The organism is Lentisalinibacter sediminis (assembly GCF_040706615.1).
Lineage (GTDB): Bacteria > Pseudomonadota > Gammaproteobacteria > Steroidobacterales > Woeseiaceae > Lentisalinibacter > Lentisalinibacter sediminis.
On the sequence record NZ_JAPDRF010000003.1, the window covers coordinates 202,419 to 225,340 of the forward strand.

The following is a 22,922-nucleotide window of genomic DNA, read 5'->3' on the forward strand; positions in this document are numbered from 1 at the left end:
CCGGTGAGCGCCCTGCTCCTGTTGGCAACCCCGCTGTCGTAGGCTCTCGCCCGTAGACCGGTGGCTTTGCGTCCCGATCTTTCGATCGGTTTGCCCTTTTCAACTAACTCGATTCTCTGTCGTCAGCAGACCTCGGTGTTCGAGACCGTCTGTTGAGGACGCACTCTAGCACCGATTATGTGGAGCACAACATGTCTCAAAACGCCGACACGTAGATGCCGAAAAGCACTGCGGCGAGTCGCGATGAGTTATGTCGTCTGCGGCTGTGCGCGTGGTTACGGAACGCAGCGCGACGGCGATATTTTCCATAACGAAAAAAGAAGGCCCCGCACGCAGGCGGGGCCTTTGCTCTGCGGAATCGCGCAGCGATGCTATTTCATGGTGATCTCGCGCATGAGGTAGGCGCCGGTGATCTCGCGCATCGCCGGATAATTCTGTACGAGTTGCTCGGAGCGCTCTTCCTGCTCCTCGCTCCACTTCGCCATGAACGCGTCATAGCGTTCCTTCGACGGGGCCAGATCCGCTGTCTCCGAGAACTTGATGACCAGCAGCAGATTGAAATCGCCGCTCGCTGCGAGCTGACTCGAGTAGATCGCGTAATCCTCGATATGGCCGAGTTCTTTGGCGAGCTCGTTGGCGGCCACCCAGGTGTCGCGGATCCCTTCCAGATAGGTATCCATCATGTTCGGCTTCACCTTGATCGCCGAGATCTGATAGACGGAGTCGCTGATGTCGTAGTCTTTCCAGGGCTCCAGTTCGGCCATCGCCGAGGACGAAAACGCCAGCAGAACGGCGATTGCCGACAGTCGAATGATACGCATGATTCTCTCCCTTGATCCTTCGTTGTTGTGATTGTCATCCGGTCAGCGATGCGGACCGGATGCGCGGAGAATAGCACGGATGGGAAAATCGACGACGGCGGGAAGGGACGCTAGATCGTCCGCAGGCTGTCGCGTGTGCGCAGCCGAGCGTCGCGTCGCACCTGCGCCGAACGGTACCGCCGTTTCTCGTCGTCGGTCTCCGGCACGACGTCCGGCACGACAGTGGGGCGACCTGTCTCGTCGAGACCGACGAACGTGAGGTATGCGGAAACTACGTGGCGGACCTCGCCGGTGCGGCTGTTCTCGGCCACGACCCGCACACCGATCTCCATCGAGGTATTCCAGGAACGATTGACGGAGGCTTTCACCACCAGTGTCTCGCCGGTGCGCGCGGGAGAGAGGAAGTTGAGGCTGTCCACCGCGGCGGTGACGCAGGTGGTGCCGCTGTGGCGCTCCGCTACGATCAGGGCCGTACGGTCGCACAGGGCCATCACCAGGCCGCCGAACACCGTCTGCTCCGCATTCAGGTCGTTGGGAAATATCTTGTAGACGTTCTGCTCGACGGCGGAATGCGAAGGCGCTCGACCGGGCATGCTCATGGCCTCTCCCTCTTCGATCTGGCCAGTGCCAGGATGACCAGACGCCGCATTATCCGTTGCCTGAGACCGGCGGGCGACCCCAGTTCCAGCCGTTCCAGGTGCTCCGCATAGCGGCGATGCCCGTCGGCACGGCCGTCGCGCATCGCCGCGAGCCCCACTCGCAGCCGATCCGGCAGCCGGGCCGTGGCGCCCTTGAGCCAGGTGAGCGCTCCGGCGAGTTCCTGCTCGACGGTCGTGAGATCGGTGCCATGGGGATAAGGCGGGAAATGCGGCGCCACGTCCGGGGCGCCGAAGATCGATTCGAGCACCTCGGGCGTATTCCGTCGCGCATCGGCGGAAACGGCGTGATCGTCCGGCACCTTGCCGGCCGCCCTGGCAGATTCCAGCAGCTCGTCCTGGAACGCGGAATCCGCGATGTCCAGCATCCCGGCGATCACCTCCCGGTCGGGTCGACCGCGGGTCGCGGCGATCCCGTATTCGCTGACGAAGACGTCCCGGTAGTGACGCGGTACCGTTGCATGCGGATAGGACCATCGTATGTTGGACTGCGGCCTGCCGTCGTGCAGGCGGCGCGAGCGCAGCATGAGGACCGAGAGCCCGTCCGGCAGTGCCTGGGCCATGCTGACGAAGTCGAACTGCCCGCCTACGCCGCTCACTACCCGGCCGCCCTCGAGACCGTCGGATACGGCGGCTCCCAGCAGCGTGGCCATCATGGTCTCGTTGATGAAGCGGGCGTCGCGGCGCTGGCGCCGCTTGCGTTCCTCGTCACCGTACAGCGTGTTCACCCGCGAGATGCTCGTCATGTTGACGAGCCGACGGCGATCCTCCGGCAGCCGCCGCAGCGCCTCGTAGAATGCCGACGAACCGATGAAGAAACCGCCATGCAATACGGTATCGTCCCCGGCGTCGGCGGACCGACGCAGGATGTCCCGCTCGAACAGCGAGAACAGGGCGTCGCTCATCAGTTCGCTGGAACCGTACAGCCCCTCGCGGAACGGTGCCGTCTCGAGCGGCAGCGCGGCGCGCCGTGGCGATGCGCTGCCGCCGGGCAGCCTCTCGAGCACATCACGGAACAGATCCGGCTGCTCGTTGCGCAGCGCCAGGCAATGGGCGACCGCATCGCTCAGCGAGCCGATGCCGAGCTGCAGGGTGCCCCCGTCGGCCACGAGGCTCGCCACATGCATCCCGGTGGCGTAATCCGCCGCCTCGACCGCCCGATTCGGCAGTCCGAACAGCGGATATTCCCATTCCGGCGCATCCAGGACGAAGTCGAATGTGTCCGTCGGCACCTCAGCGTCCCCGGTCATGTAAGGCAGCCGACGGTTGACCTGTGCGACCATCGCGACCTCCCGGCCGGCCGCCTTCGCCTCGCGGAAGGCCGGCACGAGATCCAGCGTGATCTCCGGGTTGCAGCTCAGACTATAGCGGCCCGGGCTCTCCGGGCGCGCGGAGACCAACTGCCCCACCACGTTCACCCCCAGCCGCATCAGCTCCGTGACCACCTGGCTGTAATTGATACTGGTGTAGGACTGCTGTGCGGACGGCGTACCCAGATACGCCCCCGGCCGGAAGTAGAACTCCCGCACCTCGATATTCGGCGGCAGCGTACCGGCGCGGATCGCCTGGGCGTAGTGCAACGCGGGCCAGTCCGCGTACAGCCGCTCGACCAGCGGCGCCAGGAAGCGCTGCTCCAGATCCCCTTGGGCACGCGGGACCTGCAGCGTCAACGCGGTAAAAATCGTGAGCCGGAGCGACGAATCCGTCGCTGCCCGCTCGTACAGGGCGTTGGCGACGTGGACCGCCTTGCCCAGCCCGACCGGCAGCCCCAGCACGAGGTGGCGGCCGACCCGCGCGATGATCGCATCCGCGAGCGCTCCCGGATCCTGCCAGGCGGCGCTCACGGACGGCACCGCGGGTGGCGGCCCGGCCCGTAGCGCGGGCGAGCACGGTGACGAGACTGCTGATATCGCATAATGGTCCGCATCGGTCCGGGATCCTGTCGCGAACAATACCGTTAAGAGTCATTCAAACACATGCGGGTCACCCGAAACCCGTCGGAGGAGCAGATGCAATCACGCCCGAGCAGCGTCTCCCGCGCCGCCACCACCGTTTCCGGCAGGCTCGGTAAGGTCGTCCTGTCCGTTCTCGCCGTTGCCGCCGCCGTCCCGGCCGCAGCCGAAGCGCCCCCGGTCGCGCGCGAGGCTTTCGCCAACATGCCCCGTGTCACCGGCGAATGGGCGTTCACGCGCAGCCGCGAGGACAACGACGGCAGCCGGGTAGAGCGGTTCGATCCGTCCGCCGAGGCAAAATGGCAGCTGCTGTCCGTGGATGGCCGTGAGCCCACGGAGGACGAGCTCCGCGACTACGCCGAGGAAATCGAGCGGCGCCTGGCCCGCGAAGGGGGCCGACCGGGCGACAACGATTTCGACGGCCTCGCCGCAGAGGACGGATGGGAGCTGCTGGAAGAAGACGAGGAGCGGATAACGTGGCGCTTCCGACCGGCGGCGGGCGCGACGGATCGGGAAGACATGGCGAAGCACCTGCAGGGCGAGATGACCATCCTGAAGTCGGTGCCGTACGTCGAGTCTTTCCGCCTCTACAGCGACGAACCCTTCCGCGCCAAAGTCATCGCGAAAATCGAGCGATTCGACACGCGGATCGAGATGATACGACTGGACCGCCAGGCCTACATGCCGGCCCGGGTCACCACCGAGGTGCGGGGCAGCGCCGCATTCGGCCTGAAGAGCATCGCGCGTGACATCCTGCTGACCTACTCGGATTTCCGCTACGCCGGATCCCGCAGTGCAGACAAGAACGGCAGCTCCGCGGCTGCTGCAGCCAGCAACGCCGGCCGCTGACGCCGGCGTCAGCGGCCGTTGTTCTCGACGATGCCGTCCAGCAGCTTCTTCGCCCGCAGGAACTGGTCCCGGGCCTTGCCGAGGTAGAGCATCACCTCGTCGACGTAGTTGTCCGCCGAAGCCGACCACACCCGGTTCAGGTAGCGCTCGCCCGCGGCGAACTCGCTCATGACGTCCGCATAGACCTGCAGTCCATAGAGATGGGACAGACTGTGGCGGGCGTCTACGAAGCGGATGAGATCATCCCGGAACAGCCGGTCGATCTCGAAGCGCATATTGTGCGGCGGTATGGAATCCCGGTCGCCGTACAGCTGCTCCAGGTTCGCGCAGATCCCGGTCAGGCTCTCGGTCAGATCGCGGCGGTTGCCCTCCAGCACGTGGCCCGCCGTCGCCCCGGCCCGGGTGGCCCGCTTGACCATGACCACGCCGGCAGCCCCGGCCAGCGCGGCCGGCAGGAACCAGGCCCATTCGGTGGTCTCGGCATCCGTGGACGCGAAATAGGCGCCCAACAGGAATCCGGCCGCGAGCAACAGATAACCCAGCCGCGTCATGCCGCCGCCACCACGAAGTAGATGGCGAAGCCGACGCCCACCAGCGCCTCGCCGACGATGAGTCCGGCGGCGATCGGGATGCCGGTGTCCTCGCTCCAGCGCTGTCCGAACTTGCGGTCCGACGCCAGGCGCAGCAGCGTACCCAGCGCATAGGTCAGCACGATATTGAACGGCAGGTAGAAGCCGAGGCCCACCGTGATGCCGAGACCGCCCTGCAGCGCGGAGAGTATGGCGCCCAGCGCCGCGCCGGCCACGTATTTCTGCACCGGCACGTCGCCGCCGAGGATGCCCTCCACCGTGCTGGCCAGCGCCTGCGCCTGGGGCGCAGGCAGTTTCTCGCTGCCGAGGCCGTAGGCGTTGTCCAGGACGAAGATCAGCACGATCACGACCAGCGGACCCAGCCACGCGCCGATGAACTGGCCCATCTGCTGCATCCGCGGCGTCGCCCCGACCAGGTAGCCCGTCTTCAGATCCAGCATCAGGTCGGTCGCCTGGGACATGGCCACACACGTGGCGGCGCCGACCATGATGGCGGCGACGATCGCGTCCGCCCGGTCCAGGCCGCTCGTCGCGACGATCAGGAGCGTGATACCGATCAGCGTCATGCCGGACAGCGGCGACCAGTTGGTCCGCCCGATGGCCTCCGACAGGATGACTCCCGCCATCCAGATCCACACGGTGCCGAGCAGCGCCATCAGGGCGCCCCGACCGATGCCGACAGCCTCCGTGGAGGACACGGCGATGACCCCCAGCAGCAGCGCAGCACCGACGATGGCGCCGTAGAGCAGCTTGATCGGCATCTCGTCACCGGATACCGCGGATTCGACCTTGGCGGCACTCTGCATCGAACGCACCGCCGAGCGGATCAACGGGAAAGCCAGCACAACACCCATGACGGCGCCACCGATCAGCATGCCGATACCGATGGGCCGGAACAGCGCGGAACGCAGGAAGCCCGGGTCCGTGATGGTCTGGCCGGTGGCGGGGTCCACCGGCAACTGACCGTTAGCCGCCAGCATCGGCGCGATGAACCACCAGGTCACGAAGCCACCGATGATGAAGGCGACGCCGCCCTTGCCCGCGATGAAAGCGACGCCGACGGTCAGCAGCGACAGGTACCAGACCCCGTTCATGTACTCGGGCATGCCCAGGCGGGAGCCGAGGTCCCAGTTGGAGACGCCGGTCCACTGGGTGGCGAAATGCACGGCCGCGCTCACGGCAGCGGCGCCCAGCAGGATCGCGGCCTTGCGCACGCCGGCGCCCGGGGACTTCAGGATGGTGGCCACCGCCACGCCGCCGGGATAAGTCAGACGCTCGAAATCGATCATCTGCTTCCTGAGCGGGATGATGAAGGCGATGCCGAGGAAGGCGCCGGCGATACAGCCGAAGGTGAGGATGTAGGGATTGAAGTCGCCGCCGTGACCGAGGATGAAGATCGCCGGCACGGAAAACATCATGCCCGAGGAGGCGCCGTTCACCGCGCTGGCCACCGTCTGGGCGATGTTATTTTCGATGATGCTGCGCCGGCGCAGCAGGCCGCGCAGGATGCCGAAGCCGAGGATGGCGGCGAGCTCCGAACCCTCGATGGAGAAGCCGAGAATGAGCGCCGCGTAGCCGATGGAGATGGCGATGATGACGCCGAGGAACCAGCCGACGATCACCGCCGGCCAGGAGAGCTCCGGATAAGCGCCATGCATGGGCACCGGTCCCGCAGCATTATTCATGGACATCGCTCCTCTCCGGGGTCCGCTGTGAGACCTCTGCCGGACCCCGCTCCGGGCGGAGTCTATCATGGCTCATCCGTGGCTCATCCATGGCTCATCCATGGCTCATGCGCGGGTCATGCGCGAGTCACGTCTCACGGCAGCAGGGGCTCGATGCGCTCCGCGCTCAGGCCCTTTTGCATCACCTCGGCGAATTCGTCTCCCAGCCTCTCGCTCTCGGCCACCGCCTGCTTCCAGCGGCGCTCTCTGGTGGCCGGATCGTAGCGGCGGAAATCGTGGCGGTCAGGGATACGCCCCCCCGGCAGGCCGGCGACGAAGTCGTCGGAGGGCGCCATCAGGAGGACGCGGTCCAGATGCGCCGGCACGGGGCGACGCCAGGAGAGGCGCTTGTCGAACCAGCCCGGGATGAGGTGGGGATAGAAATGGGGATAGAATGTGATGCCGTCGACCGCCGACAGCGGCAGGTCGAGGTGATAGTCGATGATGCCGCCGTCCCGATACACGCCGGGCGCGCCGCCCGGGATGTCCCGCATGCCCTCGATCACCAGCGGGATGGCGCCGCTCGCCAGGATGGCCGGCGCCAGGTTCTCCGCGGTAAGCCCGTGCACCCGCAACGGGAAATCGTCGGCGTGCAGGAAAGGCGCCTCGTCCCGGGGGTCGCTGAACAGGGCGCGGCTGAAGAACGCCCGCAGGCTGCGGCGGCTCAGCAGGTTGCCGGCGGCAGCGAGCACCAGGCCCGCCGTCAGCATCGCGCCGCGCTCCGAGGCCGCCGGTCCATGGGCGCGGGCGGTCATCACGTGGGTGCGCAGCACCGGATGAGCGAGGATCTCCCGCGGCCCGCCGGGCCCCAGCGTGTGACCGAGTATCTCCCGGCTCTTGGCCGTGATCTCCGCTCGGTCCGGCCGTTCGCTGTAGTGTTGGTAGACGTAGCCATCGCGCAGCCGGTCTAGCGCCGCCAGCGGATCCGACTGGGCGTAGCAGGCGAAACGCCAGGTGCCTATGGAAGACCCGATGAGATGCACGGGACCGCGCAGTCGCGGCAGCAGCTCGCGCATGATGATCCGGTCCAGACCGTACAGGACCAGCCATTTCGCGCCGCCGGACGCGCCGGCGAGGAGGCGGATGCGCTCCGGGTCGAGGCCGCGCTCGCGGATCTCCGCCAGCGCACCCGGGCCAGCCAGAAATCGCAGAGCACGCCCCGCCAAGAGACCGTTCCTGACCCGGCGTGCGGCGCGTCAGCCCGCGGCCCGCAGGTCCTCGTACTCGGGATGCCGCTCCAGCCACGCCGCCACGTAGGAGCAGGCCGGTACCACGCCGTGGCCGTATTGCCGGGCGTAGTCCATCCCCGTGCGTACCAGCTGTCCCGCGATGCCCCGGCCGCCGATCGCCTCCGGCACCTGCGTGCTGGTGAAATGCATCACGTCGCCGTCCATCTCGTAATCGGCGCAGGCGAGGTAACCGTCCACCTTGGTCTCGAAGCGGCGTTCGGCCGTGTTGTGGCTGACCTCGATCTCCGGTCTGCTGTCGGCGTTGCTGTCTGCCATCGGCTCCTCGCTCAGTCGAAGGGGTGTCTCAGTACGATGGTCTGCTCCCGGTCGGCGCCGGTGGAGATGATGTCGATGGGCGTACCCACGATCGCCTCGATACGCGCGAGATAGCTCCGGGCGTTCGCGGGCAGCGCATCGTAGTCGGTGATACCGACCGTGGATTCCGTCCAGCCGGGCATGTCCTCGTAGACCGGCTCGATGTCGGCATAGCGGTCCACCGCGACCGGCGGCGTGTCGATGGTGTCGTCGCCGATGCGGTAACCGGTGCAGACCCGGATGGTCTCCATGCCGTCCAGCACGTCCAGCTTGGTCACGCACAGGCCCGCGACGCTGTTGTTGACGATGGAGCGTTTCAGGGCCACCGCATCGAACCAGCCCACCCGGCGTGGCCGCCCGGTCGTGGCACCGAACTCCGCGCCCACCTTGGCCATGCGCTCGCCCTGGTCGTCGAACAACTCGGTGGGGAACGGGCCCGCCCCCACCCGGGTCGTGTAGGCCTTGACGATGCCCAGCACGAAGTCGAGGGACCGCGGACCGATGCCGGTGCCAGTGCTGGCGCTGGCCGCCACCGTGTTCGAGGAAGTCACGAACGGGTAGGTTCCGTGGTCGATGTCGAGCATGGCGCCCTGGGCGCCCTCGAACAGTACGCTCTCGCCCGCCTCGGTCAGCTCCTGCAGGACGCGGGTCACGTCGGCGGTGAGCGGCGCGATGGTCTCGGCGAGTTCGAGCGCCCGGTCCAGCGTCTCGGTAAAATCCACCGTCGCTGCGTTGAAATAGTGCTTCAGGACGAAATTGTGGTAGTCCAGCACCTCGCCGAGGCGGGAGGCGAACTGCTCGCGCATGTAGAGGTCGGAGACGCGCAGCGCCCGACGCGCCACCTTGTCCTCGTAGGCAGGCCCGATGCCCCGGCCGGTGGTGCCAATGGCAGCCGCGCCCCGCGCCTTTTCCCGCGCCCGGTCCAGCGCCACGTGGGACGGCAGTATCAGGGGGCAGGAAGGACTGACTCGAAGACGCTCGTAGACCGGCACGCCGCGCTCGATCAGGGCCGAAGCCTCCTCGACCAGCGCGTCCATGGACAGAACCACGCCGTTGCCGATCAGGCACCGGACCCCTTCCCTGAGGATACCGGAAGGGATCAGGTGCAGTACGGTCTTCTCGGCGCCGATTACGAGCGTGTGGCCGGCATTGTGGCCGCCCTGGAAACGCGCGACGGCCGCGACCCGGTCGGTCAGCAGGTCGACGATCTTGCCTTTGCCCTCGTCGCCCCACTGGGTACCGATGACGACTACATTTCTGCCCATGGTGGTCGTTGTCCCCGGTTGTGAGGTCTATTCAGTAGCGTACGAAGTACAGCAGCGCAAGCCCGGCCACCATGCTGACCAGCCCTATCCGGCGGATGCTGCCGTCGTCGAGTTCCGCGATGGCGACCAACGCCTCGCGCCAGCGGCGCGGGCTGGCGAAAGGCAGCAGTCCCTCGAGTACGAGATACAGGGCGAAAGCCGCCCAGAGATCACTCCATTGCATGCGGCTTCTCCGTTCGGGCGCTCACCGGCGCTGCCCGGATACCGGGGCACCGGCGGGCGGTCAGCGCGAGGCGCCGCCGGCGTCGTTCAGGTAACGGAAGAAGTCGCCGTCGGGCTCCAGCACCAACAGGTCACCGGTCAGGCCTATCGAGTTCCGATAGGCCTGGATGCTGCGGTAGAAAGCATAGAACTCCCTGTCCCGATCGAAGGCGCGGGCATAGATTTCCGCGGAAACCGCATCGCCCTCACCCCGGATCTGCTGCGCCTCCCGGTTCGCCTCGGCGATAAGAATGGTGCGTTGGCGATCGGCATCGGCGCGCATGCGCTCAGCCTCCTCGGCGCCTTCGGCCCGCAGCTCTGTCGCCACGGTCGCGCGCTCCTGGCGCATGCGTCGGTACACCGACTCCGCCACGTCTTCGGAGAACTCGATCCGTTTCACCCGCACGTCGACCAGTTCGATGCCGAACTCGGTCGCGGTTTCCGCCGCGGCGACCACTATGTCGTCCATGAGCACGGTACGCTCCAGAGACACCACCTGGCGCACCGTTCGCTTGGCGAACTCGTTTCGCAGATCGGCCTTGAGGATCTCCAGCAGCCGACCCGTGGCGATCACCTCGTTGCCGCCCGTGGATATGTAGTACTGCCTCGCGTCCCGGATGCGCCACTTCAGAAAGAAATCCACGAACACGGATTTCTTCTCCGCGGTAATCACTTCCTCGGGTGGATTGTTCAGCGTCAGGATCTGCCGCGGGAATTTCCGGACGTTGTTGACGATCGGCATCTTGAAATGCAGGCCCGGCTCGTAATCGGACGCGATGACCTCGCCGAATCGGAACTTGAGTGCATACTCGCGCTCGTCGACGGTGAAGACCGAAAGGCCGAGGATCACCAGTGCCAGACCGAGAACAATGACGACGATGAATCGGGCGTTACTCATCAGCGGGTCCTCCTGGCACGCGCGTCGTCGCGGTTTCTGGGATCACTCTGCTCTCGCATCTGCGGCCGCGCACTCGTCGACGACTCGGCCCCGGAACCGGCGTCTCCCTCGGTGCCGCGGGCCTGGCGTTGCATGAGTTTGTCGATCGGCAGATACAGCAGATTGCCGCTGCCCTCCGCGTCCAGCAGAATCTTGCTGGAACGCTGCAGGACGTCCTCGATGGATTCGATGTAAAGGCGCTCCCGGGTAACCTCGGGCGCCGCCTGGTATTCCGCCAACAGCAGCTCGAAGCGGGCCGCCTCACCTTCCGCGTTGGCGATCAGCCGGTCCCTGTAGGCGAGAGCATCCTCGCGCATGCGCGCGGCCTGGCCGCGCGCCCGCGGGATGATGTCGTTACGGTAGGCTTCCGCCTCCAGACGCAGGCGCTCCTTGTCCTCACGCGCCTTGACCGCATCCTGGACGGCATCCCGCACCCGGTTGGGAAACTGTACCTTCTGCAGGTTGACGGAGATCACGCTGATTCCGGCTTCATACATATCGAGTGTGCGCTGGATCAACTCCTGGGTCCGGTCGGCAATCTCCGCCTGGTTCTCGAGCAGAATCTCATCCAGCGTGCTCTTGCCGACGACCTCGCGGATGGCGCTCTCACTCACCTCGTCCAGCGTCTCGTCCGCATTGCGCACATTGAACCGGAAGGCGATCGGGTCGGTCCTGCGGTACTGGACCGCCAGATCCACCAGCACGAAGTTCTCGTCGCCGGTGAGCATCTGGGAGGTCTGCTCGAAGCGGCTGACCGCGCCGACATTCACCTTCTCCACGGTCTCGACGGGATACGGGATATGCCAGTGCAGCCCCGGCATGGTCGTCGCCTGATAGTCGCCGAAGCGCAGTACCAGACCGCGTTCGGCCTCGTCGATGCGGTACAGGCCCGTGAGCCCCCAGGCTACCAGCGCCAGCACGATGATGATGGCGATGCCGGTATTGCCGCCGCCCGGCCCGCCACCGCCGCCGCCGCCCTTGCCGCCGAATGCAGACCGCAGCCGGCGCTGCCAGTCGCGGATGATCTTGTCCAGGTCGGCCGGGCCCTGATCCCTCCCGCCCCACGGGTCTTTGGGATCGTCGCCCTTACCAGATTCGTTCCAGGCCATGTGCTTCGTTTTATCCTCTGCCGGCGTCACGATGCCGCGCGTTGTTCGACGCCCGCCCCGCCGTCCTCACGGTAAGGCTCGAGGCGGTCCCCGGCGATATTCTCATGGGCGCAGAACCGGGCGAAATCTGTCGCATCCATGTCCAGCTCCAGCCACCACCCGCCGTCCTCGGCGGGCTCCTCTTCCACCACGGCTCCCGCGCCGAAGAGCACGGAGCGCTGGCGCCCTTCCGAGGGCGCGAGCCGCAGCCTGCCGCATACGCGGCGGGAACGGAACTTCACCCGGAGAGCTTCCAGCAGCAAATCCAGACCCTCCCCCGTGCGGGCGGAGAGCCAGACACCGCGTGGATCGCCATCATCGTCGGACTCCAGCCTTGGCCGGCGCCCGAGAATATCGATCTTATTGTACACCCTGATCTGGGGCACTTCCCGCGCTCCGATCTGCTCCAGCACCTCGTTGACCTGGCGGACCCGCGGCAGGCGCTGCGGATCGCTGGCGTCGATCACGTGGAGGATCAGGCTCGCATCCCGGGTCTCCTTCAGCGTCGAACGGAATGCCGCAACGAGCTCGTGGGGCAGATCGCGCACGAAACCGACCGTATCCGCCAGCACGACCTCGCTGGTGTCGGGCAGCTCGAGGCGCCTCAGGGTCGGGTCCAGCGTAGCGAACAGCTGATCCGCCGCGTAGACCCGGGCCTCCGTGAGCCGGTTGAACAGCGTCGACTTGCCGGCGTTGGTGTAACCCACCAGCGCCACCGTCGGCACCTCGCCACGCAGACGGTTGCGCCGGCCGAGCTCGCGCTGGCTGTCGACCTTCTCCAGCCGGGCCTGGATGCGCCGGATACGGTCCTGGATCAGCCGGCGGTCGGTCTCGAGCTGTGTCTCGCCCGGCCCGCGCAGCCCGATGCCGCCCTTCTGGCGCTCCAGGTGAGTCCAGCCACGGACCAGCCGGGTGGCGATGTGCCGAAGCTGGGCGAGTTCGACCTGCAGCTTGCCCTCGTGGGAGCGTGCACGCTGGGCGAATATGTCCAGGATCAGGCCGGTGCGATCGAGCACGCGGCAACGCAGGCGGCTCTCCAGGTTGCGTTCCTGACTGGGCGAGAGATCGTGACCGAAGATCACGAGTTCGGCACAGTCCGCCGCGACGCGCTCGGCCAGCTCGTCGACCTTGCCGCTGCCGATCAGGTAGCGGGGTTCGGGCGAGCGGCGGGAGACGTCGATGGTGTCCAGCACCTCGGCACCGGCGGACAGCGCGAGCTCCCTGAGCTCCTGGCACTCCTCCGGGTCCGGCCGGGCGCCGAACTCGACATTGATCAAAATCGCACGCTCGCCGCTCTTCGGGCGTTCAAACAAGTGGAACCTCCGGGGAGAACGTGCTGCTCCGCTCAGTCGGCGTCATCCCCACCTTCGTCGGCAGCAGGGAGGCGGACGTTGCGCGACGGCACGACCGTCGAGATGGCGTGCTTGTACACCATCTGATTGACACTGTTCTTCAGCAATACGACAAACTGATCGAACGAATCGATCTGCCCCTGCAGCTTGATGCCGTTCACCAGGTAGATGGATACCGGCACCTTTTCCCTGCGCAGGATATTCAGAAACGGATCTTGCAAAGACTGGCCCTTGGCCATCCTCGTACTCCTTGTTGTTATCGTTGTCCCGCCGGCTCCCGTCCGCCGCCGCCTGCAAGGCGCGGGCGAACCGGTGCGGGTGCCTCAACCCAAGCAGGCACCGGGCCAGCATACCACAGCCCGCCGCGGGTCAGGGCCCGTCGGGACAACCGATGTGTGCTTCTACCGCTGCGGATATGCGGCCTGGTGTGGCCGGATCAAGGGGGTCCAGGCATTGCGCATCTTCGTCCCCGCGGATCCAGGTATGCTGACGCTTGGCGAGTCTTGCCGTCGCGACTTCCGTCTCCCGACGGGCTTCTGCGAGTGTCGTCTCGCCACGCAGGTGGCGCGCCAACTGCCGATAGCCGACCGCACGCAGCGCGGGCGCATCGGCGCTGAGCCCGGGGCGGGCCAGCAATGCCTCGACCTCGGCGACGAAGCCGGCCTCGAGCATCGCTTCGAGCCTCAGGCGGATTCGCTCCCGGAGCCGGTCCCGATCCCCGAACACCAGCGCCAGGCGGATGAAACGCCCGACAGACGGCGACGATGCCGGCTCCCGGTGCCAGTCGGACAGCGTCCGCCCGCTCAGTTGCCAGACCTCTAGAGCCCGCTGGATGCGCTGCGCATCGCCGGGATCGACGCGCGCCGCCGTCTCGGCGTCAATGCGGGCGAGCTCGCCGTGCAGCGCGGACCAACCCAGCGCATGCGCGCGGGCGTCGATGGCCGCGCGTACGGCCGCGTCGCGGCCGGGCAGCTCGGACAGGCCCCGGATCAGCGCCCGGAAGTAGAGCATGGTGCCGCCGACCAGCAGGGGGATGCGGCCCGCCTCGCGGATCTCGCGGATCGAGCGCAGCGCATCGCGCCGGAACTCACCGGCGGAATAGGCCTGCTCCGGTTCGCGGATGTCGATCAGCCGGTGGGGCGCCTCGGCCAGCACGCCGGGCGAAGGCTTGGCGGTGCCGATGTCCATGCCCCGGTAGACCATCGCCGAATCGACGCTCACGATCTCCACCGGCAGGCGGCGCGCGAGTTCCACGGCGATGTCCGTCTTCCCGGCCGCGGTCTGCCCCAGCAGGCAGATCACGGGAGCGCCCGGGGAGGCCCCTGCGTTGCGGCGAGTCACTGCCCGCGCAGAAACAAACGGTCGAGTTCGCGCAGACCCAGCGCCGTCCAGGTCGGCCGCCCGTGGTTGCACTGATCGGCGCGGTCGGTGGTCTCCATGGCGCGCAGCAGAGCATTCATCTCCGGCACGCTCATCGCGCGGTTGGCCCGTACCGAATGGTGACAGGCCATGGTGGCGAGCAGCTCGTCCACATGGCCGGCGATGCGGCTGCTGGTGCCGTGCTCGGCCAGGTCCGCCAGCACGTCGCGGACCAGCTCCTCGGCTGCGGAGGCGGCGAGCAGCGTCGGGATCTCCCGGATCACGACCGACTCCGGGCCGTGGCGATCCAGCACCAGGCCGACCTCACGGAACTCCTCCGCGTGCTGCTCGGCAAGGTCGGCTTCGGCCCGGGAGACTTCCACCGCCCGGGGCACCAGCAACGGCTGCCGCACCACGTTGCGGTCGGCGAAGGACCGCTTCAGCCTCTCATAGGTGATGCGCTCGTGAGCGGCGTGCATGTCGACCAGGATAAGCCCGTCGGCGTTCTCTGCCAGGATGTAGATGCCGTGCAGCTGTGCCAGCGCATAGCCGAGCGGCGGCACGGCACCGGCCGCCGGAGGCGGCGTCTGCGCGTGCGTCCCTGTCGTGCCGGCTTCGCCGCTGCCGGACAGCGCCGCGTAGGCGGCCAGCGGCTCCGCGGCTCCGGATTCCGCGGCAGGCCAGTCGGCGGCCGCCAGCGGCATGGCCGACTGGCGGAATTCCGGCAGTGTCGTCGGGGCGGCGACCGCAGCGGCAGCAGGGCGCGCGCCCGGGCGGGTGCCGGCCAGCGCCTCCTCGATGCTGCGGAAGACGAATTCGTGCACGCTGCGCGAATCGCGGAAGCGGACCTCGTGCTTGGCAGGATGAGCGTTCGCATCCACCCGCGCCGGGTCCAGGCTGACGCTCAATACGTATGCCGGGTGGCGCCCGTGGAAGAGCACGTCACGGTAACCGTGGCGCACGGCATGCATGAGTACCTTGTCGCGCACCGCACGTCCGTTCACGTAGCTGTACTGCAGATCGGCCTGGCTGCGGGAATAGGTGGGCAGGGCCAGCCAGCCGGCCAGCGCGATACCCTGTGCCTCGCGCTCCACCTCGATGCACTCCGCCGCGAAACGTTCGCCCAGCACCTGGGACAGGCGCCGCAACCGGCCGGCGCCGTCCGTGGTCGCGGGCAGGTGCATCACGCTGCGCCCGTTATGCGTGAGGGTGAACTGGACATCGAAGCGGGACAGCGCCAGCCTGCGCAGCGCCCGATCGATATGCTGGAACTCCGTCTTCTCGGTGCGCAGGAACCGTCGCCGGGCCGGCGTGTTGAAGAACAGGTCCCGCACCTCGACCGTAGTCCCTTCCGGATGCGCCGCCGGCACCGGCTCCGACACGGCGCCGTTGTCGGCTCCTACCCGCCACGCAGTCCCGGCGCCGGCCGCACGGGAGGTCAGCGAGAGGCGGGACACCGAGGCGATGCTCGGCAGCGCCTCGCCGCGGAAACCAAGCGAGGCGACCGCCTCGAGATCGTCCAGGCTGTCGATCTTGCTGGTGGCGTGCCGGGCGAGAGCGAGCCCCACCTCCGCCTCCGGGATGCCGGCGCCGTCGTCCCGCACCCGGATCAGCCGCGCTCCGCCCGCCTCGATGTCCACCTCGATGCTCCGTGCGCCGGCGTCGAGACTGTTCTCCACCAGTTCCTTGACCACGGAAGCCGGCCGCTCGACGACCTCGCCGGCGGCGATCTGATTCACCAGGTGTTCGGGCAGTACTCGGATGGCCATAATGCGGGTGCCGGGCGCAACCGTTGGCCCGTCCGGGGATTCTGTCACAAAGCTCCGATCGGCCGCCAGGCGGGCGGCCGGTCCCATGACGACGGGCAGGTCAGCCGTCGGAGGGGATGCGCAGCACCTGGCCGATGCGGATCCGGTCGCCGGCGAGATTGTTCACGGCGCGGATGGAGGAGACGCTCACGTTGTAGCGAGTCGCGATCTCGCTCAGCGTGTCGCCGCGGGATATCACGTGCTTGACCTCGGGCTGGCGGCCGTCGCGCACGGCCTGTGCCACCCAGGAGTCCGGCGGCGGGTTGGCGTAGAAGTAATTGCGGATGCCGCTGAGGATGGCGTCGGCCAGGCGGTCCTGATGATTCCGGTCCTTCAGCTTGCGCTCCTCGCTGGGATTCGAAATGAACGCCGTCTCGACCAGGATGGAAGGCACGTCCGGCGATTTCAGCACGGCGAAGCCGGCCTGTTGCACGGTGCGTTTGTGCACGGTGCCCACCTGGGCCAGCTCGTCGATCACCTTCTTGCCCACCTCCATGCTGGCACCCAGCGAGGCGTTCTGGGACAGATCCAGCAGCACGGAGGCCAGGTCCTCGTCCTTGTCGGAGAGCGCGACGCCACCGATCAGGTGCGTGTTGTTCTGCTCGGCGAGCAGATGAGCAGCCTCGTCGCTCGCGCCCTTCAATGACAGCACCCACACGGATGAGCCCCGCGCGCGCTTGTCCCGCACGGCATCGGCGTGGATGGACACGAACAGGTCGGCGCGATTGCGGCGGGCGTACTCCATGCGCTCTCGCAGCGGAATCAGGCTGTCGTCCTTGCGCACCAGCACGGCGCGCATGCCGGGCTCGGCGTCGATCCGGGCGGCGAGCTTGCGCCCGATGGCGAGCACGACGTCCTTCTCACGGGTCCGGCCCTGGCCGATGGCGCCCGGATCCCGCCCGCCATGGCCGGGATCGACGGCGATCACCAGGTCCCGGGGCTTGGCGTCGGGGCGCGGTCGCACCGTCTTCACGGGCTCCGGAACGCCGGGCTCGGCGAGATCGATGACCAGGCGGTCGCCGTAGCGCCCGTAGGGCCCCGCGCTGAAGCTGCGCGGGCGCACCGAACGCTCCAGGTCGAGCACGATGCGCAGGTCGTCGCCGTCGCGGCGCGCGGCCCGGATGCCGCGGACGTAGCCGGTGCCTCGCGGCAGCGTGGCGAGCCGTTCGGCGAGCCGGCTGTTGCTCACGTCGACCACGACCCGGTCGGGCCGCGCCAGCGTGAACAGCGTGTGATCGGCCGGCGCGCTGAGGTCGAGGACAACGCGCGTCTTGCCGTCCTCCGACCACAGGCGGATGTCTTCAACGGTGGCGGAGGACGCGGGTACGGCCAGCAGGCACAGGGCTGCGCATATCACTGAAAAGAAAAATGGAATCCCCGCTCGCTGCATAGACCCGGCCGCCGTGCGCACTCGACATAAGGCCGTCCCAGTATACTCATCCGGAACGGAATTCCAAGGGGTTTTTCACTGGATAACCAGCCAGATACGGCGGTTACTTGAAGTGGGAAATCGACTCCCCCACGGCCCCGGCGAGGAGCGCACCGGTGGGAGTGCGTGCCTCTATCCGGGCACGCCGGCCGCTGTCGGCATGGGCGAGCCGGATCACGAGGTCGGCTCCGGCCGCCAGATCCGGTGCCCGCTCCGGCCATTCCACCAGCGTGATCGCGTCCTCCATGTCACGCCAGCCGAGGTACTCGAGCTCTTCCGCATCGGCGATGCGGTAAAGGTCCAGGTGGAAGAGGCGCCTGCCGTCGAGCTCGTAGGGTTCGACCAGCGTGTAAGTGGGGCTGGGCACCGGCCCCGTATACCCGGCCGCCCGCAGCAGGCCGCGCACCAGGGTGGTCTTGCCGGCACCGAGTTCGCCCTGCAACAGAATCAGGCAACCGGTCTCACCCAGCCCGCGGAGCGCGCGGGCCAGCGCGCCGCCCAGTGCCTCGGTGGCCGCCCTATCCGCCAGTTCCGCCAGCTCCGCGCTCAGGGATTCGCCCACGCCCGTATCCCGGCGATGAGATCTCCGGCGACCAGACCGCGCTCGCCGTCGCGCGCCGCGGCGTCGCCGGCCAGCGCATGCAAGAGCACACCGGCCTCCGCCGCGCTGCGGGCATCGAGGCCCTGGGCCAGGAGAGCGCCCACGATCCCGGTGAGCACGTCGCCCATTCCCGGCGATGCCATGCCCGGATTGCCGTCGGTACAGATCGAAGGTGGTCCGCCGTCGCCGGCCGCCACGAGCGTGCCGGCGCCCTTCAGCACCGTGACGCCGCCATAGCGCTCGCTGATGGCCGCCACAGCCGCCATGCGTCCGGCCTGCACGTCGGCAGTGCCCGTCTCCAGCAAACGTCCTGCCTCCCCGGGATGGGGTGTCAGGATCCAGTCATCGTTGCGATGCGGTGCCTCGGCCAGGAGATTGAGTGCATCGGCATCGAGGACCGCCGGCAGGCCCGCGGCCAGCGCTGCCGCGAACATTTCGCGGCCCCACTCCCCGCTTCCCAGTCCCGGCCCGAGGGCCACGTGGGTGGCACGGGAGATCAGTGGTTCCAGGTCATCGCCTCGCTCCACGCCGCGGCACATGAGTTCTGGCCGCCCGCCGGTGACGGCGGCGGCATGGCCGGGGTGAGTGGCGATCGTCACGAGGCCGGCACCGGTGCGCAACGCGGCCTCGCCCGCCAGCCGTACCGCACCGCCCATGCCCGGCGAACCGCCCACGATAAGCAGGTGCCCGAACAGCCCCTTGTGCGCAGTACGCGGGCGCCGGGGCAGGAGGCGAGCCAGCGTGTCCCTGCTCAGCCGCCGCAGCACGGGCTCGGCCGCCTCCGCGCACTCGGCAGGCACGTCGAGGTCGGAGTAGCGCAGCCGGCCGCAGAGGTCCGGGCCGACACCGGTGACGAGCCCGGCCTTGAGGCCCACGAAGGTCACCGTGGCATCGGCCCCGACGGCGGTGCCGCGGATGCGTCCGTCATCCGCGTCGAGGCCGGAGGGGATGTCGACGGCGAGGACCGGCGGATCGGCTTCGTTGATGGCGTCCACGGCAGCCGCAAAACGGCCGTCGACGTCCCGCGTCAGGCCGGTGCCGAGGATGGCGTCGACGACGAGATCCGCCTCTGCCAGCAGCGCCGGGTCCCACTCCACGGCCTCGCGGCCGCTCGCCGCGAAGTCCTGCCAGGCGCGGGCAGCATCGCCGCCGAGCGACGCAGGCGGCACCAGGGCCGCGACCACCACATGGTAGCCCTCCTCCCGGGCCAGCCTGGCCAGCACGTAGCCGTCGCCCGCATTGTTGCCCGCCCCGCAGACGACGAGCAGGCGGTTCGCGGCCGGGAACTCCGCCTCCAGGGCCGTGAGCAGCGCGGTGCCGGCGCGACTCATGAGCGTGTAACCGGGAATGCCCTGGCGCTCGATCGCACAGCGGTCCAGCGCGCGCACGCCCTCGGCGTCGTAGACTGTCGTCGGCATTGTCTTCAATAAAGGATCCATGGCCGCCATTATACTGGGGCCAGGCAGTGAACCGCCCTACCCGTATGCTTCCCCGCCCCCGATGAGCACAGACCGGCCAGACAATACCCTGCCGATATCGGACCTCGCCGCACGCATCCGCGCGTGGGCGCAGGAGCTCGGCTTCCAGCAGTGCGGCATTGCACGGCCCGAACTGGCCGCCGACGAGGCGAAGCTCGCCCGCTGGCTGGCCGAGGGGCGCCACGGCACGATGCACTACATGGCAAAGCACGGCACCCGGCGCAGCCGCCCCGCGGAACTGGTACCCGGCACCGTGAGCGTGATCTGCGTGCGCATGGACTATCTGCCCGAGCATGCCGAGGATGCGCGCCGGCTGCTGGATCACCCTGCCCGGGCCTATGTCTCCCGTTACGCCCTCGGACGCGATTACCACAAGCTGCTGCGCCGACGGCTGCAGAGACTGTCCGAGCGCATCCGCGGCGAGGTCGGCGAGTTCGGCTACCGGGTATTCGTGGACAGCGCGCCGGTGCTCGAGAAGCCGCTGGCAAGAAACGCCGGCCTCGGCTGGATCGGCAAGCATACGAACCTGCTCAACCGGCATGCGGGATCCTGGTTCTTCCTGGGCGAAATCTACACGGACCTGCCGCTGCCTGCCGACGAGCCCGTCACCGATCACTGCGGCACCTGCCGGGCGTGTATCGACGTCTGCCCCACCGGCGCCATCACCGCCCCCTATGAGCTGGACGCCCGCCGCTGCATCTCCTATCTCACCATCGAGCTGCGTGATTCCATCCCGGAGGAATTCCGCGCTGCCATCGGCAATCGCATCTACGGCTGCGACGACTGCCAGCTCTTCTGCCCCTGGAACAAGTTCGCGCAGCTTACCCGGGAGGACGATTTCGCTCCCCGCCACGGGCTGGACGGCATCGCGCTCGCGGATGCGTTCCTGTGGGACGAGCAGGAATGGCTCTCCCGTATGGAAGGCAGCGCGATCCGCCGCATCGGCCACGAGTGCTGGCTGCGCAACGTCGCGGTGGCGCTCGGCAACGCGGACAGCACGACCGAGGTGCTGGATGCGCTGCGGGCCAGGGCGAACCACCCCTCTGCCATGGTGCGCGAACACGTGGGATGGGCACTCGCCCGCCACGGGGCTACCCTGTCCTGATACGACCACCGGAGACATCGATGTTCGAAGCAAGCCCCTCCCCTTATCTGGTGCCTTTCGACGGGAGCTTCCGGGTCGACGAGACGCCTACCCGCATAGCGGACGGCGAGGGCTCGGCGAAGAAGCGCCTGAAGAAACGGGTGAAGAAGCTGGCAGCACTGCAGCGCGTTCTCTACGCCCATGACCGCTACGCCGTGCTGCTGGTCTTCCAGGCCATGGACGCCGCGGGCAAGGACAGCACGATCCGCGCGGTGCTGAGCGGTGTCAATCCCGCCGGCTGTCAGGTCTTCAGTTTCGGCAAGCCGAGCTCCACCGAACTGGACCACGACTTCCTCTGGCGCACGACGCGGGTATTGCCGGAGCGCGGCCGGATCGGCGTGTTCAACCGGAGTCAGTACGAGGAAGTGCTGGTCGTGCGGGTCCACCCCGACATCCTGGACAACCAGCGGTTGCCTGGTGCGATCGATCAGCACGGCCTCTGGGACCAGAGGCTGGAGTCCATCGCCGACCAGGAGAAGCATCTCGCCCGCAACGGCACCGTGATCATGAAATTCTGGCTGAACGTCTCGCGCGGAGAGCAGCGTCAACGCTTCCTCGACCGTCTCAACGAGGAGGACAAGAACTGGAAGTTCGAACCTCATGACGTGCGCGAGCGCCAGCACTGGGACGATTACATGGCGGCCTACGAGGCGGCGCTGAACGCGACCTCTCGACCGTGGGCGCCCTGGTACGCCATACCCGCCGACGACAAGAAGGAGATGCGCGCAGCGGTCGCCGGGATCATCGTCGACAATCTTCGCTCCCTGAACCTGCACTATCCCGTGGCAGGGGCGGCGGAAGCCTCCACCTTCGAGCAGATGAAATCCATGCTCGAGAGCGAGTGAGTTCACACTTTTGCCCTCCGGCGGGGACGCGGCACGTCTTTTTCCCGCCTGGTCGTTGTTTTTGCCGGTGGGCTGGCGTATATCTGACGCCTTGAACACAGGGGGGGCTCATGGCCCGGGCGGCTATGACTGACAGCCTGATGCAGAAGACGACGGGACACTGGCGCAGGGACGGCCAGGACCGAGAAGACCCCACGATCAACTCGGACTACAAGCGTTCCCTGCTGGCGGGGCTGCGGCTCTTCCACGGCGTCAATGCCGACGCCGTGCAGGAACTGCTGCAGGCCTGCGACCGCCGCGACGCGTCTCGCGGCGAAGTGGTGCTGGCACCCGATTGCACCAACGAATCGGTCTACATTGTCCTGTCCGGCAGCATGAGCGTGCATGTCGGCCATCTGGACTCGCCGCCGTTGCGCAGCCTGGACGTGGGCGATTGCGCCGGCGAGATGTCGATCATCGAGAATCGGGATCCCTCTGCCTGGGTGGTGGCGGACGAGGACTCCCACCTCATGGTGATCCACAAGGACGTCCTCTGGAATCTGGTGGATGCCTCCCATGCCTTCGCCAAGAACCTGCTGTCCGTGCTGTCCGAGCGGGTGCGCCAGCACAACAACTTCCTCGCCGACAGCATCGGCGCGCTGCGCAAGTTCGAGCACCACGCCACCACGGACGCGCTGACCGGCCTCAACAACCGTCACTGGATGGAGGACATGTTCCCGCGGGAATTGTCCCGTTGCCGTTCGGACGACGAGCCCGCCTCGCTGATCATGATCGACGTCGACCGCTTCAAGTCGTTCAACGACCGTTACGGCCACGTGGCCGGCGACCGGGTGCTGTCCGAGGTGGCCGACGCCCTGCGGGCGTATTTCCGCCCGTCGGACCTGCTGGCGCGCTTCGGCGGCGACGAGTTCGCGGTCCTGCTGCCCGGGCTGTCCGCCAGCGCGGCGAAAGCCGTCGGCGAGCGGGTACGCGAGGCGGTCTGCGGCCTTGCGCCTGGCGCGGAGGAAGGTCCCGGTTCGGCCGTGACCGTTTCCATGGGCGTCTGCGAGACCGGCCGGGACTACGACTTCTCGTCGCTGCTCCGGCGCGCCGACGACGCCCTGTACCGGGCCAAGCACCACGGGCGCAATTACGTCTCCGACTGATCCGTCGGCGCGTC

Annotated in this window: 22 protein-coding genes and 1 riboswitch; of the genes, 4 read left to right on the top strand and 18 right to left on the bottom strand. The window is 67.6% G+C overall.

Annotated features, from left to right (window positions below; all coding sequences use genetic code 11):
- Positions 1 to 20: 20 nt before the first annotated feature.
- Positions 21 to 105: riboswitch (cyclic di-GMP riboswitch) on the bottom strand.
- Between the two features lie 266 nt (positions 106 to 371).
- The 3 genes from ACJMKX_RS05810 to ACJMKX_RS05820 all read right to left on the bottom strand — a co-directional run bounded on the left by ACJMKX_RS05810 (position 372) and on the right by ACJMKX_RS05820 (position 3,321).
- Complete coding sequence (locus ACJMKX_RS05810; RefSeq protein WP_405222359.1) at positions 372 to 821, bottom strand: hypothetical protein; 450 nt, start codon at positions 819 to 821, stop codon at positions 372 to 374.
- Positions 822 to 931: 110 nt separating this feature from the next.
- Complete coding sequence (locus ACJMKX_RS05815; RefSeq protein WP_405222362.1) at positions 932 to 1,420, bottom strand: acyl-CoA thioesterase; 489 nt, start codon at positions 1,418 to 1,420, stop codon at positions 932 to 934.
- Positions 1,417 to 3,321, bottom strand: a complete 1,905-nt coding sequence (locus tag ACJMKX_RS05820; protein WP_405222365.1) for an acetyl-CoA hydrolase/transferase C-terminal domain-containing protein — start codon at positions 3,319 to 3,321, stop codon at positions 1,417 to 1,419. Before ACJMKX_RS05820 ends, ACJMKX_RS05815 begins: the two co-directional genes overlap by 4 nt.
- Before the next feature lie 165 nt (positions 3,322 to 3,486).
- Between ACJMKX_RS05820 and ACJMKX_RS05825 the strand changes: the two genes are divergently transcribed.
- On the top strand, positions 3,487 to 4,278 hold the full coding sequence (locus ACJMKX_RS05825; RefSeq protein ID WP_405222368.1) for a hypothetical protein: 792 nt from the start codon (positions 3,487 to 3,489) through the stop codon (positions 4,276 to 4,278).
- 8 nt (positions 4,279 to 4,286) lie between these two features.
- Here the strand turns inward: ACJMKX_RS05825 and ACJMKX_RS05830 are convergent, their stop codons facing one another.
- From ACJMKX_RS05830 to ACJMKX_RS05900, 15 genes are all read right to left on the bottom strand, one after another.
- Positions 4,287 to 4,829 carry a hypothetical protein gene (locus ACJMKX_RS05830; RefSeq protein WP_405222370.1) on the bottom strand — a complete coding sequence of 181 codons (543 nt, stop codon included), beginning with the start codon at positions 4,827 to 4,829 and terminating at the stop codon, positions 4,287 to 4,289.
- Positions 4,826 to 6,553: an OPT family oligopeptide transporter gene (locus ACJMKX_RS05835; protein WP_405222373.1), complete on the bottom strand. Its 1,728-nt coding sequence runs from the start codon at positions 6,551 to 6,553 to the stop codon at positions 4,826 to 4,828. The genes ACJMKX_RS05830 and ACJMKX_RS05835 overlap by 4 nt, the downstream gene beginning before the upstream one ends.
- A gap of 134 nt (positions 6,554 to 6,687) precedes the next feature.
- Positions 6,688 to 7,758, bottom strand: coding sequence for a patatin-like phospholipase family protein (locus ACJMKX_RS05840; protein ID WP_405222376.1), 1,071 nt, complete (start codon positions 7,756 to 7,758; stop codon positions 6,688 to 6,690).
- Between the two features lie 30 nt (positions 7,759 to 7,788).
- Complete coding sequence (locus ACJMKX_RS05845) at positions 7,789 to 8,097, bottom strand: GNAT family N-acetyltransferase (RefSeq protein WP_405222379.1); 309 nt, start codon at positions 8,095 to 8,097, stop codon at positions 7,789 to 7,791.
- Positions 8,098 to 8,108: 11 nt separating this feature from the next.
- Positions 8,109 to 9,401, bottom strand: a complete 1,293-nt coding sequence (locus ACJMKX_RS05850) for an adenylosuccinate synthase (protein ID WP_405222381.1) — start codon at positions 9,399 to 9,401, stop codon at positions 8,109 to 8,111.
- Positions 9,402 to 9,432: 31 nt separating this feature from the next.
- Positions 9,433 to 9,624, bottom strand: a complete 192-nt coding sequence (locus ACJMKX_RS05855; RefSeq protein ID WP_405222384.1) for a DUF2065 domain-containing protein — start codon at positions 9,622 to 9,624, stop codon at positions 9,433 to 9,435.
- 60 nt (positions 9,625 to 9,684) lie between these two features.
- The gene (gene hflC / locus ACJMKX_RS05860; RefSeq protein WP_405222387.1) at positions 9,685 to 10,560 is read right to left on the bottom strand and encodes a protease modulator HflC; all 876 of its coding nucleotides are present in this window, start codon (positions 10,558 to 10,560) and stop codon (positions 9,685 to 9,687) included.
- Positions 10,560 to 11,708: an FtsH protease activity modulator HflK gene (gene hflK / locus ACJMKX_RS05865; RefSeq protein ID WP_405222390.1), complete on the bottom strand. Its 1,149-nt coding sequence runs from the start codon at positions 11,706 to 11,708 to the stop codon at positions 10,560 to 10,562. The genes hflC and hflK overlap by 1 nt, the downstream gene beginning before the upstream one ends.
- Positions 11,709 to 11,734: 26 nt before the next feature.
- A complete protein-coding gene (gene hflX, locus ACJMKX_RS05870) occupies positions 11,735 to 13,060 on the bottom strand; it encodes a ribosome rescue GTPase HflX (protein ID WP_405222393.1) in 1,326 nt (441 codons plus the stop codon).
- A gap of 32 nt (positions 13,061 to 13,092) precedes the next feature.
- Entirely contained in the window at positions 13,093 to 13,338 is a 246-nt protein-coding gene (gene hfq, locus ACJMKX_RS05875; RefSeq protein ID WP_405222396.1) for an RNA chaperone Hfq, read from the bottom strand.
- A gap of 130 nt (positions 13,339 to 13,468) precedes the next feature.
- Positions 13,469 to 14,401 carry a tRNA (adenosine(37)-N6)-dimethylallyltransferase MiaA gene (gene miaA, locus ACJMKX_RS05880; RefSeq protein ID WP_405222399.1) on the bottom strand — a complete coding sequence of 311 codons (933 nt, stop codon included), beginning with the start codon at positions 14,399 to 14,401 and terminating at the stop codon, positions 13,469 to 13,471.
- 35 nt (positions 14,402 to 14,436) lie between these two features.
- On the bottom strand, positions 14,437 to 16,227 hold the full coding sequence (gene mutL / locus ACJMKX_RS05885; protein WP_405222402.1) for a DNA mismatch repair endonuclease MutL: 1,791 nt from the start codon (positions 16,225 to 16,227) through the stop codon (positions 14,437 to 14,439).
- 100 nt (positions 16,228 to 16,327) lie between these two features.
- Positions 16,328 to 17,623 (bottom strand): N-acetylmuramoyl-L-alanine amidase, encoded by a 1,296-nt coding sequence (locus ACJMKX_RS05890; protein WP_405222404.1) that lies wholly within the window; start codon positions 17,621 to 17,623, stop codon positions 16,328 to 16,330.
- A 136-nt stretch (positions 17,624 to 17,759) separates the two neighbouring features.
- Entirely contained in the window at positions 17,760 to 18,257 is a 498-nt protein-coding gene (gene tsaE, locus ACJMKX_RS05895) for a tRNA (adenosine(37)-N6)-threonylcarbamoyltransferase complex ATPase subunit type 1 TsaE (RefSeq protein ID WP_405222407.1), read from the bottom strand.
- Positions 18,242 to 19,714 carry an NAD(P)H-hydrate dehydratase gene (locus ACJMKX_RS05900; RefSeq protein WP_405223774.1) on the bottom strand — a complete coding sequence of 491 codons (1,473 nt, stop codon included), beginning with the start codon at positions 19,712 to 19,714 and terminating at the stop codon, positions 18,242 to 18,244. Before ACJMKX_RS05900 ends, tsaE begins: the two co-directional genes overlap by 16 nt.
- A gap of 82 nt (positions 19,715 to 19,796) precedes the next feature.
- On the opposite strand from ACJMKX_RS05900, the gene queG reads away from it, so the two are divergent.
- From queG to ACJMKX_RS05915, 3 genes are all read left to right on the top strand, one after another.
- Entirely contained in the window at positions 19,797 to 20,879 is a 1,083-nt protein-coding gene (gene queG, locus ACJMKX_RS05905) for a tRNA epoxyqueuosine(34) reductase QueG (protein WP_405222409.1), read from the top strand.
- Between the two features lie 20 nt (positions 20,880 to 20,899).
- Positions 20,900 to 21,763, top strand: a complete 864-nt coding sequence (locus tag ACJMKX_RS05910; protein WP_405222412.1) for a PPK2 family polyphosphate kinase — start codon at positions 20,900 to 20,902, stop codon at positions 21,761 to 21,763.
- Positions 21,764 to 21,888: 125 nt separating this feature from the next.
- A complete protein-coding gene (locus tag ACJMKX_RS05915) occupies positions 21,889 to 22,908 on the top strand; it encodes a GGDEF domain-containing protein (protein WP_405222414.1) in 1,020 nt (339 codons plus the stop codon).
- The last annotated feature ends 14 nt before the right edge of the window (positions 22,909 to 22,922 follow it).

Bases quoted from the DNA above. Each gene is read 5' to 3' on its own strand.
- ACJMKX_RS05810 (WP_405222359.1), bottom strand. From the start codon at position 821: ATGCGTATCATTCGACTGTCGGCAATCGCCGTTCTGCTGGCGTTTTCG.
- ACJMKX_RS05815 (WP_405222362.1), bottom strand. From the start codon at position 1,420: ATGAGCATGCCCGGTCGAGCGCCTTCGCATTCCGCCGTCGAGCAGAAC.
- ACJMKX_RS05825 (WP_405222368.1), top strand. From the start codon at position 3,487: ATGCAATCACGCCCGAGCAGCGTCTCCCGCGCCGCCACCACCGTTTCC.
- ACJMKX_RS05830 (WP_405222370.1), bottom strand. From the start codon at position 4,829: ATGACGCGGCTGGGTTATCTGTTGCTCGCGGCCGGATTCCTGTTGGGC.
- ACJMKX_RS05835 (WP_405222373.1), bottom strand. From the start codon at position 6,553: ATGAATAATGCTGCGGGACCGGTGCCCATGCATGGCGCTTATCCGGAG.
- ACJMKX_RS05845 (WP_405222379.1), bottom strand. From the start codon at position 8,097: ATGGCAGACAGCAACGCCGACAGCAGACCGGAGATCGAGGTCAGCCAC.
- ACJMKX_RS05850 (WP_405222381.1), bottom strand. From the start codon at position 9,401: ATGGGCAGAAATGTAGTCGTCATCGGTACCCAGTGGGGCGACGAGGGC.
- ACJMKX_RS05855 (WP_405222384.1), bottom strand. From the start codon at position 9,624: ATGCAATGGAGTGATCTCTGGGCGGCTTTCGCCCTGTATCTCGTACTC.
- hflC (WP_405222387.1), bottom strand. From the start codon at position 10,560: ATGAGTAACGCCCGATTCATCGTCGTCATTGTTCTCGGTCTGGCACTG.
- hflK (WP_405222390.1), bottom strand. From the start codon at position 11,708: ATGGCCTGGAACGAATCTGGTAAGGGCGACGATCCCAAAGACCCGTGG.
- hfq (WP_405222396.1), bottom strand. From the start codon at position 13,338: ATGGCCAAGGGCCAGTCTTTGCAAGATCCGTTTCTGAATATCCTGCGC.
- mutL (WP_405222402.1), bottom strand. From the start codon at position 16,227: ATGGCCATCCGAGTACTGCCCGAACACCTGGTGAATCAGATCGCCGCC.
- ACJMKX_RS05900 (WP_405223774.1), bottom strand. From the start codon at position 19,714: ATGCCGACGACAGTCTACGACGCCGAGGGCGTGCGCGCGCTGGACCGC.
- queG (WP_405222409.1), top strand. From the start codon at position 19,797: ATGAGCACAGACCGGCCAGACAATACCCTGCCGATATCGGACCTCGCC.
- ACJMKX_RS05910 (WP_405222412.1), top strand. From the start codon at position 20,900: ATGTTCGAAGCAAGCCCCTCCCCTTATCTGGTGCCTTTCGACGGGAGC.
- ACJMKX_RS05915 (WP_405222414.1), top strand. From the start codon at position 21,889: ATGACTGACAGCCTGATGCAGAAGACGACGGGACACTGGCGCAGGGAC.